The organism is Ferdinandcohnia sp. SAFN-114 (assembly GCF_059415045.1).
The window spans coordinates 1-20,076 of sequence record NZ_JBPFDQ010000011.1; the positions used below are offsets into that span (position 1 = coordinate 1).

Below are 20,076 nucleotides of genomic sequence, written 5' to 3' on the forward strand. Positions count from 1 at the left end.
TTTAGGGGCTTCGTTGGTAAAGTGCCCTTATAGGGCGAAATCAAAACCGCCCGTTCTACGGGCGGATACTTACTTTGTGAGATATATTCGATAATCACTCCCTCAGTTGGAGGGGAAAGCAAGAGTGAAGGTAAGCTTAGACCGTAATCATACCATCAGCACTATGCTTAGTCGAATGTAAGTTACATCATATTACCGAAACGCAAAAAAACACGAATCTTTCTATCAAGACGAAAGACTCGTGCTTTTCTTTTCAACTACTTCATTGACCTTGTTTTTATTCATCCATTGAGACAGGGGTAGTTGGAAATACTTCATGAACCATCCTAATATTTTTCCGATAAAATATGCAGCAACTACTGTACCAATCCCAACTGCACCTAATGATTGAATGGTGACTACACAGACAACACCTGCCACACAAACATTAATTAAGTCACTGGATATTTTAGCTTTACCGACTTTTAATTTAAACTTTTCGCTGATTACAAACGTTAATTGATCGTAAGGCATAAGTGGGAATTTCGTAGTGAAATAACCAAGTAAACCTATTGCAACTACGAATAAACTAATGATTAAAAAAGCCCATCGCATGAATATCGACTCAGGCATTGGCACAAGTTGCACAAGGAACAAGGATAAATCCATAAAGAAGCCAAATAAAAAAGCAACGACTAATTGAACGATTGATTCTTTGAAGTTGAATTGTTTACTTAGTACCACTTGAATCATAATAAATAAAACATTTGCTACTATGGTCATCATTCCGACTGATAACCCTGAAGCAAGCGCAAATGCATAAGCTAAAGACGAGACTGGTGAAACACCAAGGTCTGCCTGTATAGAAAAACTAACACCAAGTGCAAGGAAAAATAAGCCAATAATATACAAACTAAGTCGTTTTATGGTCACATTAATATGATTCATATAGTCCTCCTTAAAAATAGTCCAACTTCAATATTATCATGTGAAATGATATATTAATAATATATATTTCATTCGTAAATCATATATAATTACATATAACGGAGTATAAAAAAATGGATATTCGACAACTACAGTATTATAGAGAAATCGTAAAACAAGGGAATATTTCGAAAGCGGCTGAGGTACTAAACATTGCACAACCCCCGTTAAGTCAATTACTAAAAAAGTTAGAAACAGAGTTAGGTACTATATTAATTCACCGCTATCGTAAGAAATGGGAATTAACCGAATCTGGCCAGCTGTTATATCAATATGCTGAACAATTAGTAAGTCAAATGGAAGAAGTGAAAAGAAGGATTCATGAAATAGAAGAAGGTGCCGCTGGAACAGTACGTATTGGATTCTCATCAGCCTGTTCGAATATGTTGATTGATTACATTGAAGACTTTAGAAAACAGTTTTCTCAAATCAAATTTACTATTTTTTCAGGGGACTCTGAAAGTTTATTAGCAAAGTTAAAACAAAAAGAAATTGATCTTGCGTTACTTTTCAGACCGAGTCATACGGAGCAATTTGAAATGAAAACACTGAAGAAAGAACCTGCAATCCTCATTGTTCCTAATAGCTTAACAAGTGAGCTCTCGGCAAAACCTACCTTTAAGGAAATTGCTCACCTTCCTTTTATCATGCTAGGTGCGATGGAAGGACACACCTTTCATGAAAGTATTTTAAAAGCATTTCAAGACCATGACGTACAACCCAATATTGTTGTTGAATGCAAAGATATTCCCATGGTTGTCGCACTTGTCAATCGTGGGTTAGGAATCTCCATCATTCCAAGAATGAATTATAAATCATTATTTTACCAGCATTTACAGATTTACGAGTTCGGGAATTTTAATATTAGTCTAGAACCCGTGATGATGAAACTAAAAGATGTGCCAACCTCAAAAGCAGCCATGCATTTTTGGGGAATGATAAAATAGACCTGGGACACAGGGACAGGTTCCTCGTCCCATTTGGGATTAGCAACCAATGACCAAACGAAATTTGATAAATGAAAGGTGTACTTTGATGACGAATGGTAGAATGAATCCTAAGGTTGATGAATTTTTACATAAGGAAAAGAAGTGGAAGGAAGAGTTTGAGAAATTGAGAATGATCAATCTTGGCTGCGATTTGACGGAAGAATTGAAGTGGAGATTGCCTTGTTATACGTTTCAGGATAGGAATATCGTGATTATTCAAAACTTTAAGGAATACTGTGCACTGATGTTTTTTAAAGGTGCTTTGTTAAAGGATCCCAATGGTATTCTAGTCAAACCCGGAGAGAATTCTCAGGCTCAGCGCCAAATAAGGTTTACCAATGTTCAGGAAATCATTGAAATGGAAAGCATCTTGAAAACCTATATTCAGGAAGCAATAAAGGTGGAGCAATCAGGGAAAGAAGTCGAGTTAAAAAAGACAACAGATTTCTCTGTTCCAGAAGAGCTTCAAGCGAAATTCGAAGAAATGCCGGTATTAAAAACAGCCTTTGAAGCTTTGACGCCTGGGAGACAAAGAGCATACCTCCTTTATTTTTCAAAAGCCAAACAATCAAAAACTCGAGAATTAAGGATTGAAAAATATATCGAGCAAATTCTAAATGGTGAGGGATTGAATGATTAATTCCTGATCGTCTTTACAATGTATCCGAACATTTAAAGCATTTCATTCATCAGAAATGCTTTTTATTATGCCTTAAGGGAAAAAATCTCTTAAACAACAAAAACAAGATAATTTTCAATAATATTTTATTGTAAAACGATAAAAACTATGTTAAATTAAATTGACAATAAATAAATGAGGTGTATGTTATGAAACTAAGTTCAACACGTTTTTTAAGGTTGGCAGTTATTATAATAGGAATTCCAGTTTTGGCTCTCTGTATTTTTGGGCTTCCACAAATTGCAAGTGTCGCATTTAAAGAAGCAGCAAATGGAGCAACGTTAGGATATATAGTACTTGGTACTTTAACAATAATGTATGTTTCGGCAATTCCATTTTACGTTGCCTTGTATCAAGCATTTAAGCTATTAAATTATATCGACAAAAACATTGCTTTCTCAGATCTTTCAGTAATAGCCTTAAAGAAAATCAGAACTTGTGCCATTACGATTTGTGGTTTATATACATTAGCTTTACCATTCGTCTTTATCATAGCGGAGTGGGATGACGCACCAGGACTTGCATTACTTGGATTGGTCATTGTTGGTGCTTCAATGGTGGTTGCAGTCTTTGCGGCTCTACTTAAAAAACTTTTACAAGAAGCGATCAATATAAAAACAGAAAATGATTTAACGGTCTGAGGTGATAACAATGGCGATTATTATAAACATTGACGTAATGCTAGCAAAAAGAAAAATGAGCGTAACTGAGCTTTCTGAAAGAGTAGGAATAACAATGGCTAACCTCTCTATATTGAAAAATGGAAAGGCAAAAGCGGTTCGTTTTTCAACATTAGAAGCGATTTGCAAAGCCTTGGATTGTCAGCCGGGGGATATATTAGAATACCGAAGTGACGAATAATGGGACGAGGGACCTGTCCCTATGTCCCAGTGGAAATATTAATTATTAAGGAGTTAAAAATATGGCAATGAGAATTCCTTTTTTTAATCAGAAACAACCGAAAGAATCCTTCGATTATGGTGAAGGTCAGACTCCGGAACATATTGCGATTATTATGGATGGCAATGGCCGATGGGCTCAGAAGCGGGGCTTGCCTAGAGTGGCTGGCCATAAGGAAGGGATTTCTGCCGTCTTAAAAACCGTAAAGGCAGCAGTTAAATTTGATGTGAAGGTTTTGACGTTATATACGTTTTCCACGGAGAACTGGAAGCGCCCAAAGCCTGAGGTAGAATTTATTTTGAGGCTACCTAAGGAGTTTCTCCATCTTTATCTACCAGATCTTATTTCCAACAATGTACGGATTGAGGCGATAGGTGATATGGGGAATCTTCCGTCCCATACCCGTGAAGCGATTGAGTATGCAATTGAACGCACAAAAGATAATGACGGACTTCTGCTTAATTTTGCTCTCAACTATGGAAGCAGAAACGAGCTTCTTCATGCAATGAAAGCCATGCTCGTGGATATGAAAGATGAGAAATTAAACCTGGATGAGTTAGATGAACAGCAGTTTAATCAATACTTGTATACAGCAGATTTGCCAGAACCAGACCTTCTGATTCGCACGGGCGGAGAAAAACGTCTGAGTAATTTCCTCCTTTGGCAGTTGGCTTATACAGAATTCTGGTTTACTGATGTGCTGTGGCCTGATTTCAATGAAGAAGAATTCCTGCAAGCATTACAAGAATACCGACAACGAAAAAGAAGATATGGTGGAGTATAAGTGGTACACGAAGGACAGGTCCCTCGTCCCAGTTGGGACATGGGACCTGTCCTTTTGTGTACTATTTTCGAAGATGAAGATTATGAAAAAAGAGTTCATACACCCATTCCAACACTCGCCCATAAACTGAAACCAGGGTGATAAATATGCAAAATCGGAATCAAATGGACATAACTTCTTATCATCAAAAGTATTTTCGGCCGTCTTGCTCAAAAGCTTTAAATCTAAGATTTAGCAGTTGGAAGTTCTTCGATCCATATTATGATAAAACACATGAACAAATCCAGTTACCTCCAGAATTAACGAGGACCCCTCAAGATACTCTTATCAACTATTTTAGTATTTTACGAGATGCAGCAAGTTTAGGAAAAAGGAGTTGCGGTTCAATCGGTAATGGTCAGATGCCATTTCCAATTGCCTATAATTTTTTGTCCAAAGCCTATCAAGATAAACTAAGCTATGAAAAATATGTAGATTCGTTTGCTGGAATTGGGCATACGAGTTTGCTAAAGCTTTGTCAGGTGCCAGATGGAAAAAGGGAAATCAGATTTTTTTATGAAATTGAAACGATTGAGTTGAGGGAAGATCTGATGGTCGAGTATTTTGGCTATTCGTATGGTTTTATCCAGTTGGAACACGAAAAAGATGGCTTTCGAATTTCGGATATGAGTAAAACTGGAGAAGATTTTTTATGTGCGCCATATCATGGCTGGGACCACGATGCAGAATCGGTTGTAGAAATTAAGTATGGCGAATGGTGTAAAATGATTCAACATTTGTACCCGACTATGAGAAATGGATACATGAAAACGATTTGCTTCCAAGGTAAGGATGGCGCGGATTATTGTATTCTATTTTTTACATTAACGAATGGAACGGATGTTGAAATTGCCCAGTTTCGAAAAGCCGGAAATGAGCCTTGGAAACAAGTTCACATCAAGCCTGAAGAAGATTGTTTACCAAAACCTAAAAATACTTAATTACTTGTGCGATTGCAACAAAATGAATGCAATCGCCTTTTTTTATGGTTTACATTAATTACTTTTTAAATTATTATTATGTCATACGATATATCGCGACGCATAATACCGAGATACATAATACCAGTGTAGGACGTGGTGACAGATTCCTAATCCCATTTGGGACAAGGGACCTGTCCCTGTGTCCCACCGAAAGAAGGGGTGTAAGGAATGGCATATAATGGGGGGCCAATGACGGAAGCGATGTACTATGTTCTATTAGCGCTAATGCATCCTAATCATGGGTATCAGCTGATGCAAGCCATTACGGAAGTTTCGAATGGTAGGGTGAAAATGGGCCCTGGTACTCTATACGGAGTCCTTTCACGAATGCAGAAGGATGGCCTGATTTCCTTAGCAGAAGATGATGGAAGACGAAAAACCTATGAAATTACACCAGAAGGCGAACAAGCATTACGAGTGGAGTACAGCCGATTAAAATCTCAAATTCAGGATGGGAAAATTTTAGAGGCAGGTGATGAAAATGGATAAGGTCGTCCGTAAATTACGTCCAAGTGACTATTGGAGCATCGGTGAGCATGAGAGTTGGTTTGCTGACATGGCGTCACAAGGTTTACATCTAAAAAAAATGGGGATTCATTTTGCTCACTTTGTAAAGGATGAACAGAAGAAAATGAAGTACAGAATTGAAGTATCCATGAAAAAGAGAATGAGACCTGAGCAGATTGAAATGTATGCAGAAAGTGGTTGGGACTATGTGACAGGCTATCAATTTTTTCATGTGTTTTCTTCACCAGTCGAGCGAAATGCTCCAGAAATACATACAGATCCTGCGGAGCAATCGTATACCCTAGAAGCACTTGATAAAAAGTTGGCCTTTAATGCGGGTATGGTTGTTGTCGCGTTACTCATCATGATTGCTATGGTGTCCGCTGTTTGGTTTCTTGATGGGACACCAATCCGTACTTTAGTTGAAGGAATTGCTATTCAACAAACGATACTATCCATCTTTATCGGATATCAAGCTTATACTTCATTGCGAGCGGCACTATCCATTCGTGCACTAAGAAACGATTTGATTGAAGGGAAACCGATTGATCATCACGCACCTTGGAAGAAACACCAACGATTACATTCGACAATCACTTTTCTTTTTACATTGCTTCTTGGGTTGACAGCTATTATGCCATTTGTACAGCTCTTAAATCATAAAACGATTACATTGCCTGGAGAAAGTACAGACTTACCAATTGTGAGGTTAGCAGATATAGAGCAGAATCCTGCTTTAGTTCGTGAAAAATATTTTATCGATGATATCGATTGGGCCAATCGCTACACATCTAAATGGAGTCCGTTTGCACCTGTCCAATATGATACAGATGAAAGTGGGGTAGTTCCAGGGGAAGTGTGGAAAGGGTTGAGCGGTGAATATTCACCAAGCATTTCTACAAATTATTATCAACTCACTATTCCAGCCATGGCGGATAATCTAGTTTTTGATTTAATAGATTGGTATAGACATGAAAATCCCGTTGAAGAGTACGTTGAAACGAAGCATCCCGACTTTGACCTTCTGATTGTTCGTGAAAATGAGTATATGAAAGAAGTATTTGCTTCTAGAGGAAGAGAAGTTATATTTGTTCGATATAATGGTTATGCTAATGTAGATTTGGTTTTAAATAGCATAGTAGAAAAGCTAGAACATACAAGTCATAAATAGATAAGAAAATTTTAGAACATATGTTTGCAATCGTTGCTTTGAAATGTTAAAATTTAGACATACATACAAATCAATTATAGGAGTGATATTATGGCTTTGAATCCCTACTTAGTGTTTGATGGTAATACTCGTGAGGTTGTTGAATTTTACGCAAAAGTGTTTGGAACAGAAGAACCAAATTTTATGACTTTTGGATCGGTGCACTCTGAAGAAGAATTGCCTCCAGGAACAAAGGATTTGATCATGCACACGAACTTAGAAATTGCTGGAAGCAAATTGATGTTTTCTGACAATTTTCCAGGAATGGAATATCGGGAGGGCAACAATTTTACCCTAGCATATATAAGTAGTGATGAGGCAGCAATGAAAGATGCCTTCGAAAAGTTAAAAGAGGGCGGTACTGTTCAGATGGAGCTGCAAGAAGTACCATGGAGCAAAATGTACGGAAGCCTGACTGACAAGTACAACATCCAATGGCAATTTAACTATGAAGCCTAACAAACCATTTACAATCTAAACATACAAAGGATAGAGCATTTCTCGTAATGAGGAATGCTTTTTCCATTTCCTGATACGCTGAGTTCCTATTTCGAAGATATAAAAGAAAGGTTCTCAATTCCAAACTATTTTATTGTCAAAAAGCACATGCTATAATTAGAGGCTAAGTAGAATGGGTACTTGGAAAAGACTTCGTCTAGCGATCTAATATATGAGGTGTTTAGAATGAATAAACGATGGACAATCGGCAAAATTAACGAATTTGTTGAGAAAAATTCGGAAAGCAAGCTGCTCTCGACAGAATTCCACGGTTTTTCTCAAAAGTTATTATTTAAATGTGCATGTGGAAATAATTTTGAAAAGACATTTACAAAGTTTAAAAATAATCATCAACGTAAATGTGACGTGTGCCAACCCCCAAAAGCGTCACGCTAACGTACGCAATAAAAGGAGTGCCCAGTTTCTATTAAATTGAACTGGGCGTTTTTTTTTGAAAAAGGATCTTTTCTATAGGACTGTTGCTTTTTGATATAAAATGCAAAACTAGTTGACTGGAGCGTAAGGTGGCGACTCCTCGAAAATGTATTCACATTTTCTTCGTGCGTTGGTTATTTCAATGAAGCAAATTCAATGTCTAGCGGGAAAAGCGTGAGACTTGAGACCCCGCAGGAGCAGCAGCGACGAGTCCAATTTCAGCGGCTAGAAACTCGAGAAATTTCAACTCCTCCTTCAGAGGCAAAATACGCCTCTTTGTCGGAGTCTCCTACGCAAAGGACGTGGCGCTTTAGTCGGCCAATTTTCTCGTTTCTGTGCAAGCCGCCTCCACATTTCGTTGAGGAGGCTCAAGCCACGCCCGCGGTAAGCATCCACCTGAAGCGGAAGTCAACTTTATAAAAAACAACAAAGTTTGCGAAAACAGCTTTGAAAAAAATAACACATCTTGGTAATGACAGATACTTCACTTGTATATTTTTATTTAAGTGTGTAAATCCTAATTAGGAATATTTTCCTTGAGGTGATTTACGAATGTTTCAGGTTTTAGTAAGTGGTTTTGATTTTGAGATGCCGATCTTGCTTTCTTGGGAAGGTGTGATGGCTATTGTCTTCTTCTTTACCATTTATTCATTTTTCGGTTGGCTTTTGGAAAATACTTATAACTATGCAAGAAAACGAGTGTTCTTTAAGGATAACTTTTTCTTCGGGCCATTCAAGCCCATGTACGGGTTCGCACCTTTGTTGCTTATTTTATTAATAGGAAAAGATATGCATTGGACAGTCGTGTTGGCTCTCTGCTTTCTAATCCCAACGGTAGTGGAGTATTGCAGTGGCTTCCTGCTTAGTTGGTTTTTCGGAAGGAAATGGTGGGACTATTCAGGCCATAGGTTCCAACTACAAGGCCATATTTGCTTCTCCTATTCCATTTGCTGGATTGCGCTCTCTCTCTTGTGCCTAGCGTATGTTCATCCAAGGCTTGTCACTTTGTATGAGGCTGTTGGAGGTTTCTGGGCTTTGATCTGGCCAACAGTGGCCTTGTATTTTCTTGGTGAACTTATATTTGCGATTAGAAGACATATACCAGAAAAAATACGTGCAGGCAACCCGATTCGATAACTATCACTTGGATCAAATCAAATTTCGATTTGGTCTTTTTTATTCTTTTGTATGCAATATATATATTGCATAATGTAATATATATGTTACAATAAATTTAAGGAGGGATTACATCATTTGGAAAATAACGTGAAGATTGCTCGAATACAAGCAAACTTAACCCAGCAGCAATTGGCCGAGAAAATTGGAGTTACCCGACAAACAATTAGTTTAATAGAAAAAGGAAAATACAATCCAACCTTAAAGTTGTGTCTAGATATATGTTACGCCGTTCATAAAACATTGGATGAAATATTTTGGGTCGAAAAGGAGAGTGGTATGAAATGAAAAAAATAAAGGATGAGCGTTTAATTTTAAAAAACTTACAAAATGTTCGAACCGCGTATATCATTCAAACAATTGGGATTCTCGGGATATTGGGATATGATTTATTCACAAAAGGGATGGAAGGGATGAGACAAAATCCTTTATGGATTGTATTTATGATCACAACCATTGTTTCCGTATATCTTTCAATGAATATCAGTGTAGACCATGAAAGTAGTGAAAAATCGCCTAAAAAAGGGACCGTTCTCTCTCTACTAATCTTAACAGCCATTTCGGTCATTATAGGTATTGCTGTTAACTTTACGAATGGGTTTGGAATACTGGATGGATTGATTATGGGGGGAATAATATTTGTTTGTGGTCTCATCCCAATCCTATATATCCGCTATTTGAGAATAAAACGACAAGAAGAAAACCTAGATGAATAAGGAATTAGAAAATAGCGCTTATCATGTTATAAGCGTTTTTTGTTTTACATAAAAAAATAAACAAATTATTTACATGTCTTTGGGTTGACTTTAAAATCAATTTGATATAATATTTATCTTGAAGTTAAGATAAATACTTCGAAGATAAATAAATTAAAGGTATTTTACAAAAATAGCCTTTAATATATAAAAAGGAGAGTACATCATGGGTTTACTAGATAAACTTTTTGGTAATCAACAAAAGGAGGAACAAGTAATGTCAAACGAAAAATTAAACATTGGTATTATTTTAGGTAGTACTCGTCAAGGACGCGTAAGTCCTCAAGTAGGAGCATGGGTAAAAGAAATCGCTGATAAGCGTGGAGATGCAAACTACGAAATCGTAGATATCGCAGACTTCAAATTACCATTCTTAGGTGAAGCTGATGCACCTGGAATCGCTGCTTGGAATGAAAAATTAGCTAATCTTGATGGATTCGTATTCATCGTTCAAGAATATAACCATTCTATCACTGGTGCATTGAAAAATGCGTTAGACCTAGCTCGTGAAGCTTGGAACAACAAAGCTGCTGGTATCGTAAGCTACGGTTCAACTGGTGGTGCACGTGCTGCTGAACACCTACGTGGAATCATGGGTGAATTAATGATCGCAGACGTTCGTACACATCCAACACTTTCATTATTCACAGATTTCGAAAATGGTTCAGAGTTCAAACCACAAGACCTACACCTAGACAACGTAAACTTAATGCTAGACCAAGTTGTATCTTGGAGCGGCGCTTTAAAAACAGTTCGCTAATTACGAAAAAACAGGATGATCCTTCAAAGGGCCATCCTGTTTTTGTGCGGGAAAAACTGAAAAAGGGGTCCAGTTGGACCCCTTGCGGAAAGTGCTATCCTATATTATTAAATTTTAAACCGACTAACGGCTTTATCAGGTTCCCATTCTCCTAGTAATATCCATTTGCGAACCAGATAACAGCATAAATTAGCATGCATTATCCTAAATATATCCATATCTGAACCAGATAACGGCATAAACAAGCACGGTATCTCCTAAAGATATCCATATCCGAACCGTTAACGGCATAAACAAGCACGGTATCTCCTAAAGTTATCCATTTCTGAACCAGATAACGGCATAAACAAGTACGGTATCTCCTAAAGATATCCATATCCGAACCAGTTAACGGCATAAACTAGCATGGTATCTCCTAAATATATCCATTTGCGAACCAGATAACAGCATAAATTAGCATGAATTATCCTAAATATATCCATTTCTGAACCAGTTAACGGCATAAACAAGCACGGTATCTCCTAAAGATATCCATATCCAAACCAGGTAACGGCATAAACAAGTACGGTATCTCTAAAGATATCCATATCCAAACCAGATAACGGCATAAACAAGCACGGTATCTCCTAAAGTTATCCATATCCGAACCAGTTAACGGCATTAACTAGCAAGCATTCTCCAAGTAATCTCCATATCCGAACCAGCAAACGACATTTAGAATTTCTCAACCGCCTTGTTTCAGTTTACCTTGCCTCAGATAAACCCCAGCTACAATCTACACATGCGTCCGCCTTGCAAAATCGACAAATCGGAATTTGTCCGGGCGATGGCGAGACTCTGTGTATTGAAATAGGCTCGCATTATCTAGATACACATAGTTTTTGATAACAACGACATTATGAAAGCCATCTAGATCTAGTCGCTCTCGGTCCTCATCTGTTGGCTCCACGACCGTAATTTCCTTCTTTGCAAAACTGATGGTAATCTTCAGTTCATTTTCCAAATAGGCATAAATCGATTCTTCACAAATCTCCTTCGTAAGCTCGGGGACAAACTTTCGTGAAATAAAATCCTTGTCCAAAATAATTTTTTCGCCGCCCATTTCTCTTGTGCGGATGATCTTCCACACCTGGTCCTTACTAGAGAGCTGTAGCTGTTGCTTAATGAATGTATCCGGCTTACCGACCGTCAACTCATGCACATGCGTTATCGGTCTTTGCCCCATTTTTTCGGCTAGCTCTTTGAAGCTCACAAGCCCTGATACCGGAAAATCAAACTTATTCACGTCAATCACGATAGAGCCTTTGCCCTTCATTTTTTGAATATACCCATTTTGTGAAAGCAGGTTCAGTGCCTTTCGAATCGTTTCACGAGAGGTATTGTATACTTCCTTTAATTCATTTTCAGAAGGTAAAAGACTATTCGCTTTGATGTTTCCATTTTTAATTTCTTCTACTAAATCGCTATAGATTGTTAGATACTTGTTATTCATGAAAGAATCCCCAATCGATGGTAATATTTAATTATTCTCATTTTACCGCGTTAATGCGAAAAAAGGGAGGGGTAATTTCCCCTCCCACACGTTTTATTTTTTACCAAATGAAATTTTGCCAACATTAGCTTTTGCGAAGATGACAGTTAAAATAAATGGAACGACAATCGCTACAAGCATCGCAATCGCAAACATTAGCCAGTCACCAGCCTGGATGGATAAAATTCCAGGTATTCCACCAACTCCTATTGAGTTCGCCATAACTCCACTACCTACAGAGATGATGGCTGCTACCATTGAGCCGAGCATCGCAGCAAGGAATGGGAAGCCGTATTTTAAGTTAATACCAAACATCGCAGGCTCTGTTACACCGAGATAACAAGAGATACATGCTGGGATGGAAACTTGTTTTTCTTCTTCATTTTTACGATTAATATAAATCATTGCAAGTACGGCAGAACCTTGCGCAATATTAGATAAGGCAATCATTGGCCATAGGTTTGTTCCGTTAAACTCACTCATCAATTGCAGGTCGATCGCATTTGTCATATGGTGTAAACCAGTGATAACAAGTGGTGCATATGCAAATCCAAAGATTGCTGCGAATAACCAACCAAAGGCTGAGGTTAAGCTTGTGTATACAACATCAGAAATCCAAGAACCAATTGTCCAACCTAGTGGTCCAAGAACAGTATGAGCAATTAAGACAGTCGGAACAAGTGCAAAAAATGGAACAATAATCATTGAGATCGCATTTGGTGAAATCTTACGTAACCAACGCTCTAAGAATACAAGTACAAACGCAGCTAGTATAGCTGGAATAACCTGTGCTTGATACCCAATCATTTCAATAGTTGTGAATCCAAAATCCCAAACAGGAATTTCTTCAGCATTTGGCACTGCGTATGCATTTAGCAATTGTGGAGATACAAGGGTAATCCCTAGCACAATTCCAAGAATTTGTGAGGTTCCCATTTTACGCGTGATTGACCAAGTGATTCCGACAGGTAAGAAGTGGAAGATAGCTTCACCAATTAACCAGAGGAATGCATGAACACCAGCCCAGAATTGAGAGGTTTCAACGATTGTTTTTGTACCGTTATCAACTAAATCAATTTCACCGATTACATTTCGGAAACCTAAAATCAGACCCCCAACTACAAGGGCTGGAATAAGCGGTGTGAAAATGTCAGCTAAGTGACCCATCATTCGTTGTAGCCAGTTCATATTCTGCTTAGCAGCAACCTTTGCTTCTTCCTTACTCGTTCCTTCAACACCAGCGTGTTTGACGAACTCATTATAAAAAGAAGCAACTTCATTTCCGATGATAACCTGGAATTGCCCTGCTTGTGTAAAGGTACCCTTTACTAGCCCAATTCCTTCAATTTTTTCTATATCTGCGTTTTTTGGATCGTTTAAAACGAAGCGCATTCTAGTTGCACAATGTGTGACAGCAGCAACGTTCTCTTTCCCACCAATATGGTCAAGCAGTTCCTTTGCAGGATCTGTGTACTTACTCATGTATTTTCCCCCTTAAACTAAAGGATATTTTTATCCAAAAACCTGTCTATACAGGTTTTGATTACGTTTTCAGTTTAACCTGTATATACAAGTATGTCAATTATTTTATTTCACCATTTTTTAGCTTTTACGAACGCAGGATTTTTATGCCAAAAGCCCTTTAGCATAACTTCTCACGCAATGTAAAAAAATAACCTGTAAACGATCGAGAATGGAGTGTGTAAATGAAGGCTGTTACGTATCAGAATCCATATAAAGTAAAAGTCAAAGAGGTAGAAGCTCCCAAAATTATTAAAAGCGATGACGTCATTGTCCGCATCACATCAACCGCCATTTGCGGATCCGATCTCCATCTATATCAAGGGAATTTTCCTTTGCCAGACGGTTATGTAATAGGGCATGAGCCAATGGGGATTGTCGAAGAGGTAGGACCTGATGTAACACATGTAAAGAAAGGCGACCGTGTTATTGTTCCATTTACAGTTGCATGTGGAAAGTGTTATTACTGTGAACACGAATTAGAAAGTCAATGTGATAATGCCAATCCCCATTACGATTCAGGAGGCTATTTTGGCTACTCGGAAAAATTTGGCGACCACCCAGGTGGCCAGGCCGAATACATGCGAGTTCCATTTGGGAATTTTACTCCTTTTAAAGTTCCAGTAGACTGTGAATTAGAAGATGAGGCTTTACTCTTTTTAAGTGATGTTCTACCAACCGCTTATTGGAGTGTGGTGAATGCAGGCGTGAAGGAGGGCGATACGGTAATCGTTCTAGGCTGTGGCCCGGTTGGTTTAATGGCACAAAAATTCGCTTGGATGAAAGGGGCGAAACGGGTCATCGCAGTGGATTATATCGGCTACCGCATGGAACACGCCAAAGCAACAAATAAAGTAGAGATATTTGATTTTACAAAGCATGATGATATGGGAGAACATTTAAAGGAAATCACGAGTGGTGGGGCTGATGTCGTGATTGATTGTGTTGGTATGGACGGGAAAAAGTCACCTCTAGAATTAATCGAGCAAAAGCTGAAGCTACAAGGTGGAACACTTGGGCCGATTCAAATTTCGACAAAGGCTGTTCGAAAAGGCGGTACAGTACAGCTGACTGGAGTATACGGTGCGAATTATAATATGTTCCCATTAGGTGCTTTTTTCTCACGTAACATCACACTAAAAATGGGACAAGCTCCTGTCGTTCACTTTATGCCAGAGCTCTACAAAAAAATCGTTAACAAGGAATTCAATCCAACTGATATCATCACACACAAGGTCCCTTTAGATGAAGCAAGTCATGCCTATAAAATTTTCAACGACAGGGAAGACAACTGTATCAAGGTTGTCTTAAAACTATAAACAATGTAATCGACAAGTGTCTTGCTTGTCGATTTTTTATTTATACAATGCTCAATTTCCAGTAGAATGGAATTAACGTTATTCATCAAGGATAGACAGGGGGAGTGAAAAAGAATGTGGTCCTATTGGTTCACGTTTATTTTTTGTTTGGCGATTGTTCTGTTGGCCATTGTTATCATACCTTGGATTATAATTGTTATTGGTAGCGAGACAATTCGTGAACGAAAGTTAAAACCTAAGAATAAGCAATCTTGGGATTTTAAGAGTTTTATGAAGCTAACGGGAGCACTTCTTGCCTTTGCGACTCTTGCCGTATTTTTGGGATATATGAGCGTTCCGTATATAAAAGATTTTCCACATGTCATTCAAAGAAATTATTCTTCTGGACAAGGTTTCATTGAATATGTAGATGACCTAGGGAAGAGTTGGGAGAATGAGGTTGAGGTGAACGGTGAATGGTTTGAATCAACAAAAATTGAAAGCAAACACGTTGGACGTTATATGACCTTTGACTATTTACCCCATACAAAATTGATAGTTTCATATAAATTGAAGGAGTAATGCCGATGATTTATTTTAAGAAGGGTAGATGGGCTGTCATTTTAGTGTGTGTCCTTTTATTAGCATCCTGCGCACCAAGAAAAATATAGAGCTTACGTTAGGGGATTTAGAGCGTGATTATAAAGAAGAATTTGAGTTCATTGAAGTGGTTGGTGTGAATGATGAAGGATATGATGTATTGCTAGTAGCACCAAAGTCTAATCCTGAGCTTCAATTTCATGCTTACCTTTATCAAGGGGATGCAGGAGGATTACCGGTTGTTGGAATGAATAGTAATTATATGGATGTGGCGTTTCTTCATTATGCACCAGAGTTGTATATGAAGTATTTTGGAATCTCAATCGATAAGGAGAAAGCAATAAATGATTATTTTGCTTTTATCGAGAACGGCCAATATTCAAATTTACGGGATATCAACGGGTATCTAGAAACAACTGATTTTGTCATTACAGATCTAAATGAGGAAAATATGAAAGAGATGTCCGAAAAAATAACGAGCGCTCTAGTAGACTTCTTGAATATACATCCGTTTAGTATGAGAAAAGTGGATGGGAGCAGCGGTTATGACGTATTTCGAGCGATGATTCCTCTTGAGTTTACGGGACATAAATTTAATGAGGGTAATTTGTATAACTCAATATCTACCGATTGGGTATACGATGAGGAAAATCCTCAGCAATCCGTATACGAAGGACTTCTTTATCGTAAGGAACAAAAAGAGAAACTCCGGGATAGCGATAATCAATAACGGCTGGCACCCTAATGAGGCTATGCAGGATAGATACTATTGAGAAATGGAAAACCAATGGGAGAGATTACAGTGAATAAAAAAAATCTAGAGTTGGCGATTGAGTTACGCCATGATTTACATATGAATCCTGAATTGTCCTATCAAGAGGTATGGACCAAACAGTATATAATTAATTTCCTTCAAAAACATACAACAAATATCGAAATAATCGACAAGGGTAACTATTTCTATGCGAAATACACAGTTGGTGAGGATCAACCCACGATTGCATTTAGAGCGGATTTTGATGCCCTTCCAATTCCGGAAACAATTGACCTCCCATGGAAATCAAACAATCCAGGTGTTTCCCATAAATGTGGGCATGACGGTCATTCCGCTACTTTAGCTGGATTTGCCCTTGAGGTAGATCAAAAGGGTGCCGATCAAAATATTATCTTCCTTTTCCAGCATGCAGAAGAAACGGGACAAGGTGGCATTGAATGCGCTGAAATGATGATTGAAGAAAAAGTCGATGAAATTTACGGCTACCACAATATGTCTGGCATCGAATTCAAGGCCGTGTATGTGATTGATGGGACAGCCCACTGTGCCTCAAAAGGGATGTCCATTGAAATGGTTGGTTCACCAGCCCACGCTAGCCAGCCTGAAGATGGAGTCAATCCTTCTTTTGCAATTGCTAAAATCATTGAGACTCTACCCGAGTTAGCTTCACCCGAAAAATTTGATGGACTCGTTCTATGCACGATTATACAAGTAGATATTGGTTCGGAGAATTACGGGATTGCAGCCCATAATGGTGTTCTACGGTTAACCATTCGTGCGGAAAAAGAGGCGGAACTTAATGCGCTTCAGCAAAGAATCGAGGATCTTGCGACTCGACTTGGGAAAGAGCAGGGCATTAACGTTAGCTTTGAGTATAGGGATGAATTTCCGGAAACCGTTAATCATGAGGAATCGGTAAATAAAGTGCGACAAGTTGCGGCAGTAAAAGAATATCCACTACGTGAGCTAACCTCACCATACCGTGCATCAGAAGACTATGGTCATTATCTAAAGCTTGTAAAAGGTGCTTATTTTTATATAGGAAATGGTGAGAAATATCCATCAATCCATACCTACGAATACGATTTCCGAGATGAAATCATTGAAATCGGCGTAGAAATGTTTAAAGGACTAGTGGGGATGGAGTAATAATTTTACGTTCTACTCGTACCTCTTTTAATAATAGAATCCTAGAAGGGAAATGTTCCAACCTTGTAGAACTTCTAGGTAAAAGGGGTGCTTTATTGTGAAAAAAATATTACTCGCCATTTATGACTCGTTTTCTGAATTTGAGATAACCGTAGCGACCGCAATGCTAAGAGGGACGCACCAGATAATAACCGCTGCTGACTCGCTCAAAACGATAACTGGAGAATCAGGTCTTCAATTTGTGCCGCATTTAATGTATCAACAAGTGGACCCGACGGAGTACGACGGGATCATCATCCCTGGTGGAGACTTGATCCATGTCAAAGATACGTTGGAACTATATGACATAACGAAAACACTACACGAACAGAACAAACTAACTGCAGCCATTTGCAGTGGTACATATGTGTTAGCAAAAGCAGGAGTACTTGAAGGGAAACCATATACAGTCACTCTGCACCAAAAGCAGCGCCATTTTCTTGGTTGTTTTGAAGAGGTAAATTTTCGATACGGGCCGGTTGTGAAAGCTGGTCATATCATTACCGCACAAGGCCATGCTTATGTTGATTTTGCACTTGCTGTTGCTGAAAAGCTGGGAACTCTAACTGAATACAGTAGTGAGTTTTACAAAGGGCAACGAAATCGGCTGATGGAGGAATCCATAAAGTGAAACTATTAGTGAGGGGAATAGAGAGATGACAATCGAAATTAAGAATTTTTCAATTGGACTGCCCGAAAAAATGACATACGGAGAGAACGAAGAAGTCATAACGGCAATCCGAAAAAAGAAAGTAGAAGAAGCTTTTTTAACAAAAGACGGATTCAGTGGAGATGGAGTGGCCGATTTAAAGCATCATGGGGGTCCTGACCGTGCGGTATGTTTTTACCCATATGAGCACTATTCATTATGGGAAAGTGAATTTTTAGTTCAGTTTGCACTTCCGACTTTCGGGGAAAATGTAACCCTTACGAATATGGAGGAAAAAGATGTCTGTATCGGAGACATTTATCAAATCGGTGACGCTGTTATTCAAATCACCCAGGGGAGAATACCGTGTAGCACCATTACAAAAAGAACGAACAATCCTCATCTTTTAAAGATGATGGTCCAAACGGGCTTTACGGGTTACTTGGCGAGAGTTTTAAAAGAAGGCATGGTACGAGAGGATTCTTCGATTTCATTAGAGGTACGAAATCCAAATCAAGTCTCGATCCTTGAGGCAAATGAGATTTATTATAAAAGACCAAGGGATATAGAAGGAATCAACAAGATTTTGGCGGTAGAAGAATTAGCAGATGAGTGGAAAGAGATGCTAGATGAGCGATTAACTAGACTAGGCCACCCACGCTAAATAGTATGAAACCTTTTTATGGAAACTCCCGTAAACAAGGTAACATATTGCCGAGGGGATGAAACGGTGAAAAGTATTTATTGTGAAAAATGTGCGGCTGAAATCACAGATAAACGCATCTTGTAAATGCAACGTATTTCTTCTATATCACGACTTACCATGATCATTGTTATTCAAGAACATTAAAAGGCAGGAAAACACTATTTGTTGGAAATGAACCGATCAATGGATTCTCTGGTAATCTTGAAGCGATTTTAGCCTTCGTGTTAGCTATGATTCTATTTTTAGATGGTGGAGGGCTTCTGTTTGTCGGAATAGTTGCCCTTTTGGTTCCCATCGTTCGCTTGTGTGCCTGGTTCACAATTGAAAGACATATAGAGTAGATTAGGGTGTTAATCCTTGCAGGATTAATGCCCTTTTTTGTGGAAGTATGTGTGGAGGTGAAAGTTTGATGAAGTACAAAAAGACGATCGTCCTTCTAGGAATCATAGTGATTCTATTTTTACTATTTAAAAAGGACTTGTGGGAGAAGAATGAGGACTTACTTAAAGAAGAAATCGTATCCATCCCACAATCGGTTGAAACGATAAATCTAAAAGAGGTTACACCATTCGAATGGGACAAGGTCTACTCCTTCAGCCCATATACACCAAAGGATACAATCTATGAAACAGTAGGCTATAAATGGGACCGCATCCAGGAAACCGTGAACGAAGACATGAACCAAATCGTATTTATGAAGGACGGAAAAGTAGTGTGCTACATATATGGGTATCCGGCCAATATCGGATATGGAATTACTTTATCAGGAGAAACTCTTTCCGAGGCTGCAACAGTCTTACATGTAGAGGATGAACTGACATTTCAAGTTGAGCGAGAAGAGGGAGTAGTGTATTTAATAAAAAAGTAAGAGTTTATAAGTGTGGAACAAAACTAGGTGCTTGCTAAGAGTTTATAACTGTGATGAAGAGGAAACCGGTGAGTCCGATGTGGATGAATCCCCTTCAAGACCGCGATGAAGAGGAAACCAGCGGTTCCCAGTCGATTGAATCCCCTTCATGACCGCGATGAAGAGGAAAACCGCAAGTCTCGGTCGATTGAATCCCCTTCATGACCGCGATGAAGAGGAAAACCGCAAGTCTCAGTCGATTGAATCCCCTTCATGACCG

24 protein-coding genes are annotated in these 20,076 nt (G+C 38.6%); 21 read left to right on the top strand and 3 right to left on the bottom strand.

The genetic code is table 11. The features are described 5' to 3' along the window. Positions 1 to 225: 225 nt before the first annotated feature. A complete protein-coding gene (locus tag ACR65M_RS05155; protein WP_440272744.1) occupies positions 226 to 927 on the bottom strand; it encodes a YczE/YyaS/YitT family protein in 702 nt (233 codons plus the stop codon). A gap of 113 nt (positions 928 to 1,040) precedes the next feature. On the opposite strand from ACR65M_RS05155, the gene ACR65M_RS05160 reads away from it, so the two are divergent. From ACR65M_RS05160 to ACR65M_RS05225, 14 genes are all read left to right on the top strand, one after another. Further along, the gene (locus tag ACR65M_RS05160; protein ID WP_440272745.1) at positions 1,041 to 1,913 is read left to right on the top strand and encodes a LysR family transcriptional regulator; all 873 of its coding nucleotides are present in this window, start codon (positions 1,041 to 1,043) and stop codon (positions 1,911 to 1,913) included. An 88-nt stretch (positions 1,914 to 2,001) separates the two neighbouring features. Continuing rightward, positions 2,002 to 2,595 carry a YdeI/OmpD-associated family protein gene (locus ACR65M_RS05165; protein ID WP_440272746.1) on the top strand — a complete coding sequence of 198 codons (594 nt, stop codon included), beginning with the start codon at positions 2,002 to 2,004 and terminating at the stop codon, positions 2,593 to 2,595. A gap of 188 nt (positions 2,596 to 2,783) precedes the next feature. Then, positions 2,784 to 3,275 carry a DUF2975 domain-containing protein gene (locus ACR65M_RS05170; protein WP_341330128.1) on the top strand — a complete coding sequence of 164 codons (492 nt, stop codon included), beginning with the start codon at positions 2,784 to 2,786 and terminating at the stop codon, positions 3,273 to 3,275. A 10-nt stretch (positions 3,276 to 3,285) separates the two neighbouring features. Beyond that, a complete protein-coding gene (locus ACR65M_RS05175) occupies positions 3,286 to 3,495 on the top strand; it encodes a helix-turn-helix domain-containing protein (protein ID WP_010676789.1) in 210 nt (69 codons plus the stop codon). 61 nt (positions 3,496 to 3,556) lie between these two features. Further along, positions 3,557 to 4,318, top strand: coding sequence for an undecaprenyl pyrophosphate synthase (gene uppS, locus ACR65M_RS05180; protein WP_440272747.1), 762 nt, complete (start codon positions 3,557 to 3,559; stop codon positions 4,316 to 4,318). 146 nt (positions 4,319 to 4,464) lie between these two features. Then, a complete protein-coding gene (locus tag ACR65M_RS05185) occupies positions 4,465 to 5,298 on the top strand; it encodes a hypothetical protein (protein ID WP_440272748.1) in 834 nt (277 codons plus the stop codon). Between the two features lie 210 nt (positions 5,299 to 5,508). Then, a complete protein-coding gene (locus ACR65M_RS05190; RefSeq protein ID WP_341330131.1) occupies positions 5,509 to 5,829 on the top strand; it encodes a PadR family transcriptional regulator in 321 nt (106 codons plus the stop codon). Beyond that, positions 5,822 to 7,018 (top strand): DUF2812 domain-containing protein, encoded by a 1,197-nt coding sequence (locus ACR65M_RS05195; protein WP_440272749.1) that lies wholly within the window; start codon positions 5,822 to 5,824, stop codon positions 7,016 to 7,018. The genes ACR65M_RS05190 and ACR65M_RS05195 overlap by 8 nt, the downstream gene beginning before the upstream one ends. Before the next feature lie 90 nt (positions 7,019 to 7,108). Beyond that, on the top strand, positions 7,109 to 7,516 hold the full coding sequence (locus ACR65M_RS05200; protein WP_121449051.1) for a VOC family protein: 408 nt from the start codon (positions 7,109 to 7,111) through the stop codon (positions 7,514 to 7,516). Between the two features lie 225 nt (positions 7,517 to 7,741). Continuing rightward, entirely contained in the window at positions 7,742 to 7,951 is a 210-nt protein-coding gene (locus tag ACR65M_RS05205; RefSeq protein WP_121449050.1) for a hypothetical protein, read from the top strand. Positions 7,952 to 8,542: 591 nt separating this feature from the next. Further along, positions 8,543 to 9,127: a putative ABC transporter permease gene (locus ACR65M_RS05210; RefSeq protein ID WP_440272750.1), complete on the top strand. Its 585-nt coding sequence runs from the start codon at positions 8,543 to 8,545 to the stop codon at positions 9,125 to 9,127. A gap of 117 nt (positions 9,128 to 9,244) precedes the next feature. Then, positions 9,245 to 9,454 (top strand): helix-turn-helix transcriptional regulator, encoded by a 210-nt coding sequence (locus ACR65M_RS05215; protein WP_341330134.1) that lies wholly within the window; start codon positions 9,245 to 9,247, stop codon positions 9,452 to 9,454. Further along, positions 9,451 to 9,882 (top strand): hypothetical protein, encoded by a 432-nt coding sequence (locus ACR65M_RS05220; protein WP_341330135.1) that lies wholly within the window; start codon positions 9,451 to 9,453, stop codon positions 9,880 to 9,882. Before ACR65M_RS05215 ends, ACR65M_RS05220 begins: the two co-directional genes overlap by 4 nt. Positions 9,883 to 10,087: 205 nt before the next feature. Beyond that, positions 10,088 to 10,681, top strand: a complete 594-nt coding sequence (locus ACR65M_RS05225) for an NADPH-dependent FMN reductase (protein ID WP_099355375.1) — start codon at positions 10,088 to 10,090, stop codon at positions 10,679 to 10,681. 775 nt (positions 10,682 to 11,456) lie between these two features. Here ACR65M_RS05225 and treR read toward each other — a convergent pair. Then, positions 11,457 to 12,173 (bottom strand): trehalose operon repressor, encoded by a 717-nt coding sequence (gene treR / locus ACR65M_RS05230; RefSeq protein ID WP_341330138.1) that lies wholly within the window; start codon positions 12,171 to 12,173, stop codon positions 11,457 to 11,459. A gap of 93 nt (positions 12,174 to 12,266) precedes the next feature. Next, positions 12,267 to 13,694, bottom strand: coding sequence for a PTS system trehalose-specific EIIBC component (treP, locus tag ACR65M_RS05235; protein WP_121449045.1), 1,428 nt, complete (start codon positions 13,692 to 13,694; stop codon positions 12,267 to 12,269). 224 nt (positions 13,695 to 13,918) lie between these two features. On the opposite strand from treP, the gene ACR65M_RS05240 reads away from it, so the two are divergent. From ACR65M_RS05240 to ACR65M_RS05270, 7 genes are all read left to right on the top strand, one after another. Then, on the top strand, positions 13,919 to 15,052 hold the full coding sequence (locus ACR65M_RS05240; protein ID WP_121449044.1) for a zinc-dependent alcohol dehydrogenase: 1,134 nt from the start codon (positions 13,919 to 13,921) through the stop codon (positions 15,050 to 15,052). A gap of 114 nt (positions 15,053 to 15,166) precedes the next feature. Further along, the gene (locus tag ACR65M_RS05245; RefSeq protein ID WP_121449043.1) at positions 15,167 to 15,613 is read left to right on the top strand and encodes a hypothetical protein; all 447 of its coding nucleotides are present in this window, start codon (positions 15,167 to 15,169) and stop codon (positions 15,611 to 15,613) included. Positions 15,614 to 15,641: 28 nt separating this feature from the next. Next, positions 15,642 to 16,361 (top strand): hypothetical protein, encoded by a 720-nt coding sequence (locus tag ACR65M_RS05250; RefSeq protein ID WP_121449042.1) that lies wholly within the window; start codon positions 15,642 to 15,644, stop codon positions 16,359 to 16,361. Positions 16,362 to 16,433: 72 nt separating this feature from the next. Then, entirely contained in the window at positions 16,434 to 17,555 is a 1,122-nt protein-coding gene (locus tag ACR65M_RS05255; protein ID WP_121449071.1) for a M20 metallopeptidase family protein, read from the top strand. Positions 17,556 to 17,652: 97 nt separating this feature from the next. Continuing rightward, the gene (locus tag ACR65M_RS05260; RefSeq protein ID WP_121449041.1) at positions 17,653 to 18,225 is read left to right on the top strand and encodes a DJ-1/PfpI family protein; all 573 of its coding nucleotides are present in this window, start codon (positions 17,653 to 17,655) and stop codon (positions 18,223 to 18,225) included. A 25-nt stretch (positions 18,226 to 18,250) separates the two neighbouring features. Beyond that, positions 18,251 to 18,907 carry an MOSC domain-containing protein gene (locus tag ACR65M_RS05265; RefSeq protein WP_341330144.1) on the top strand — a complete coding sequence of 219 codons (657 nt, stop codon included), beginning with the start codon at positions 18,251 to 18,253 and terminating at the stop codon, positions 18,905 to 18,907. Positions 18,908 to 19,358: 451 nt separating this feature from the next. Next, on the top strand, positions 19,359 to 19,817 hold the full coding sequence (locus ACR65M_RS05270; protein ID WP_440272751.1) for a hypothetical protein: 459 nt from the start codon (positions 19,359 to 19,361) through the stop codon (positions 19,815 to 19,817). The last annotated feature ends 259 nt before the right edge of the window (positions 19,818 to 20,076 follow it).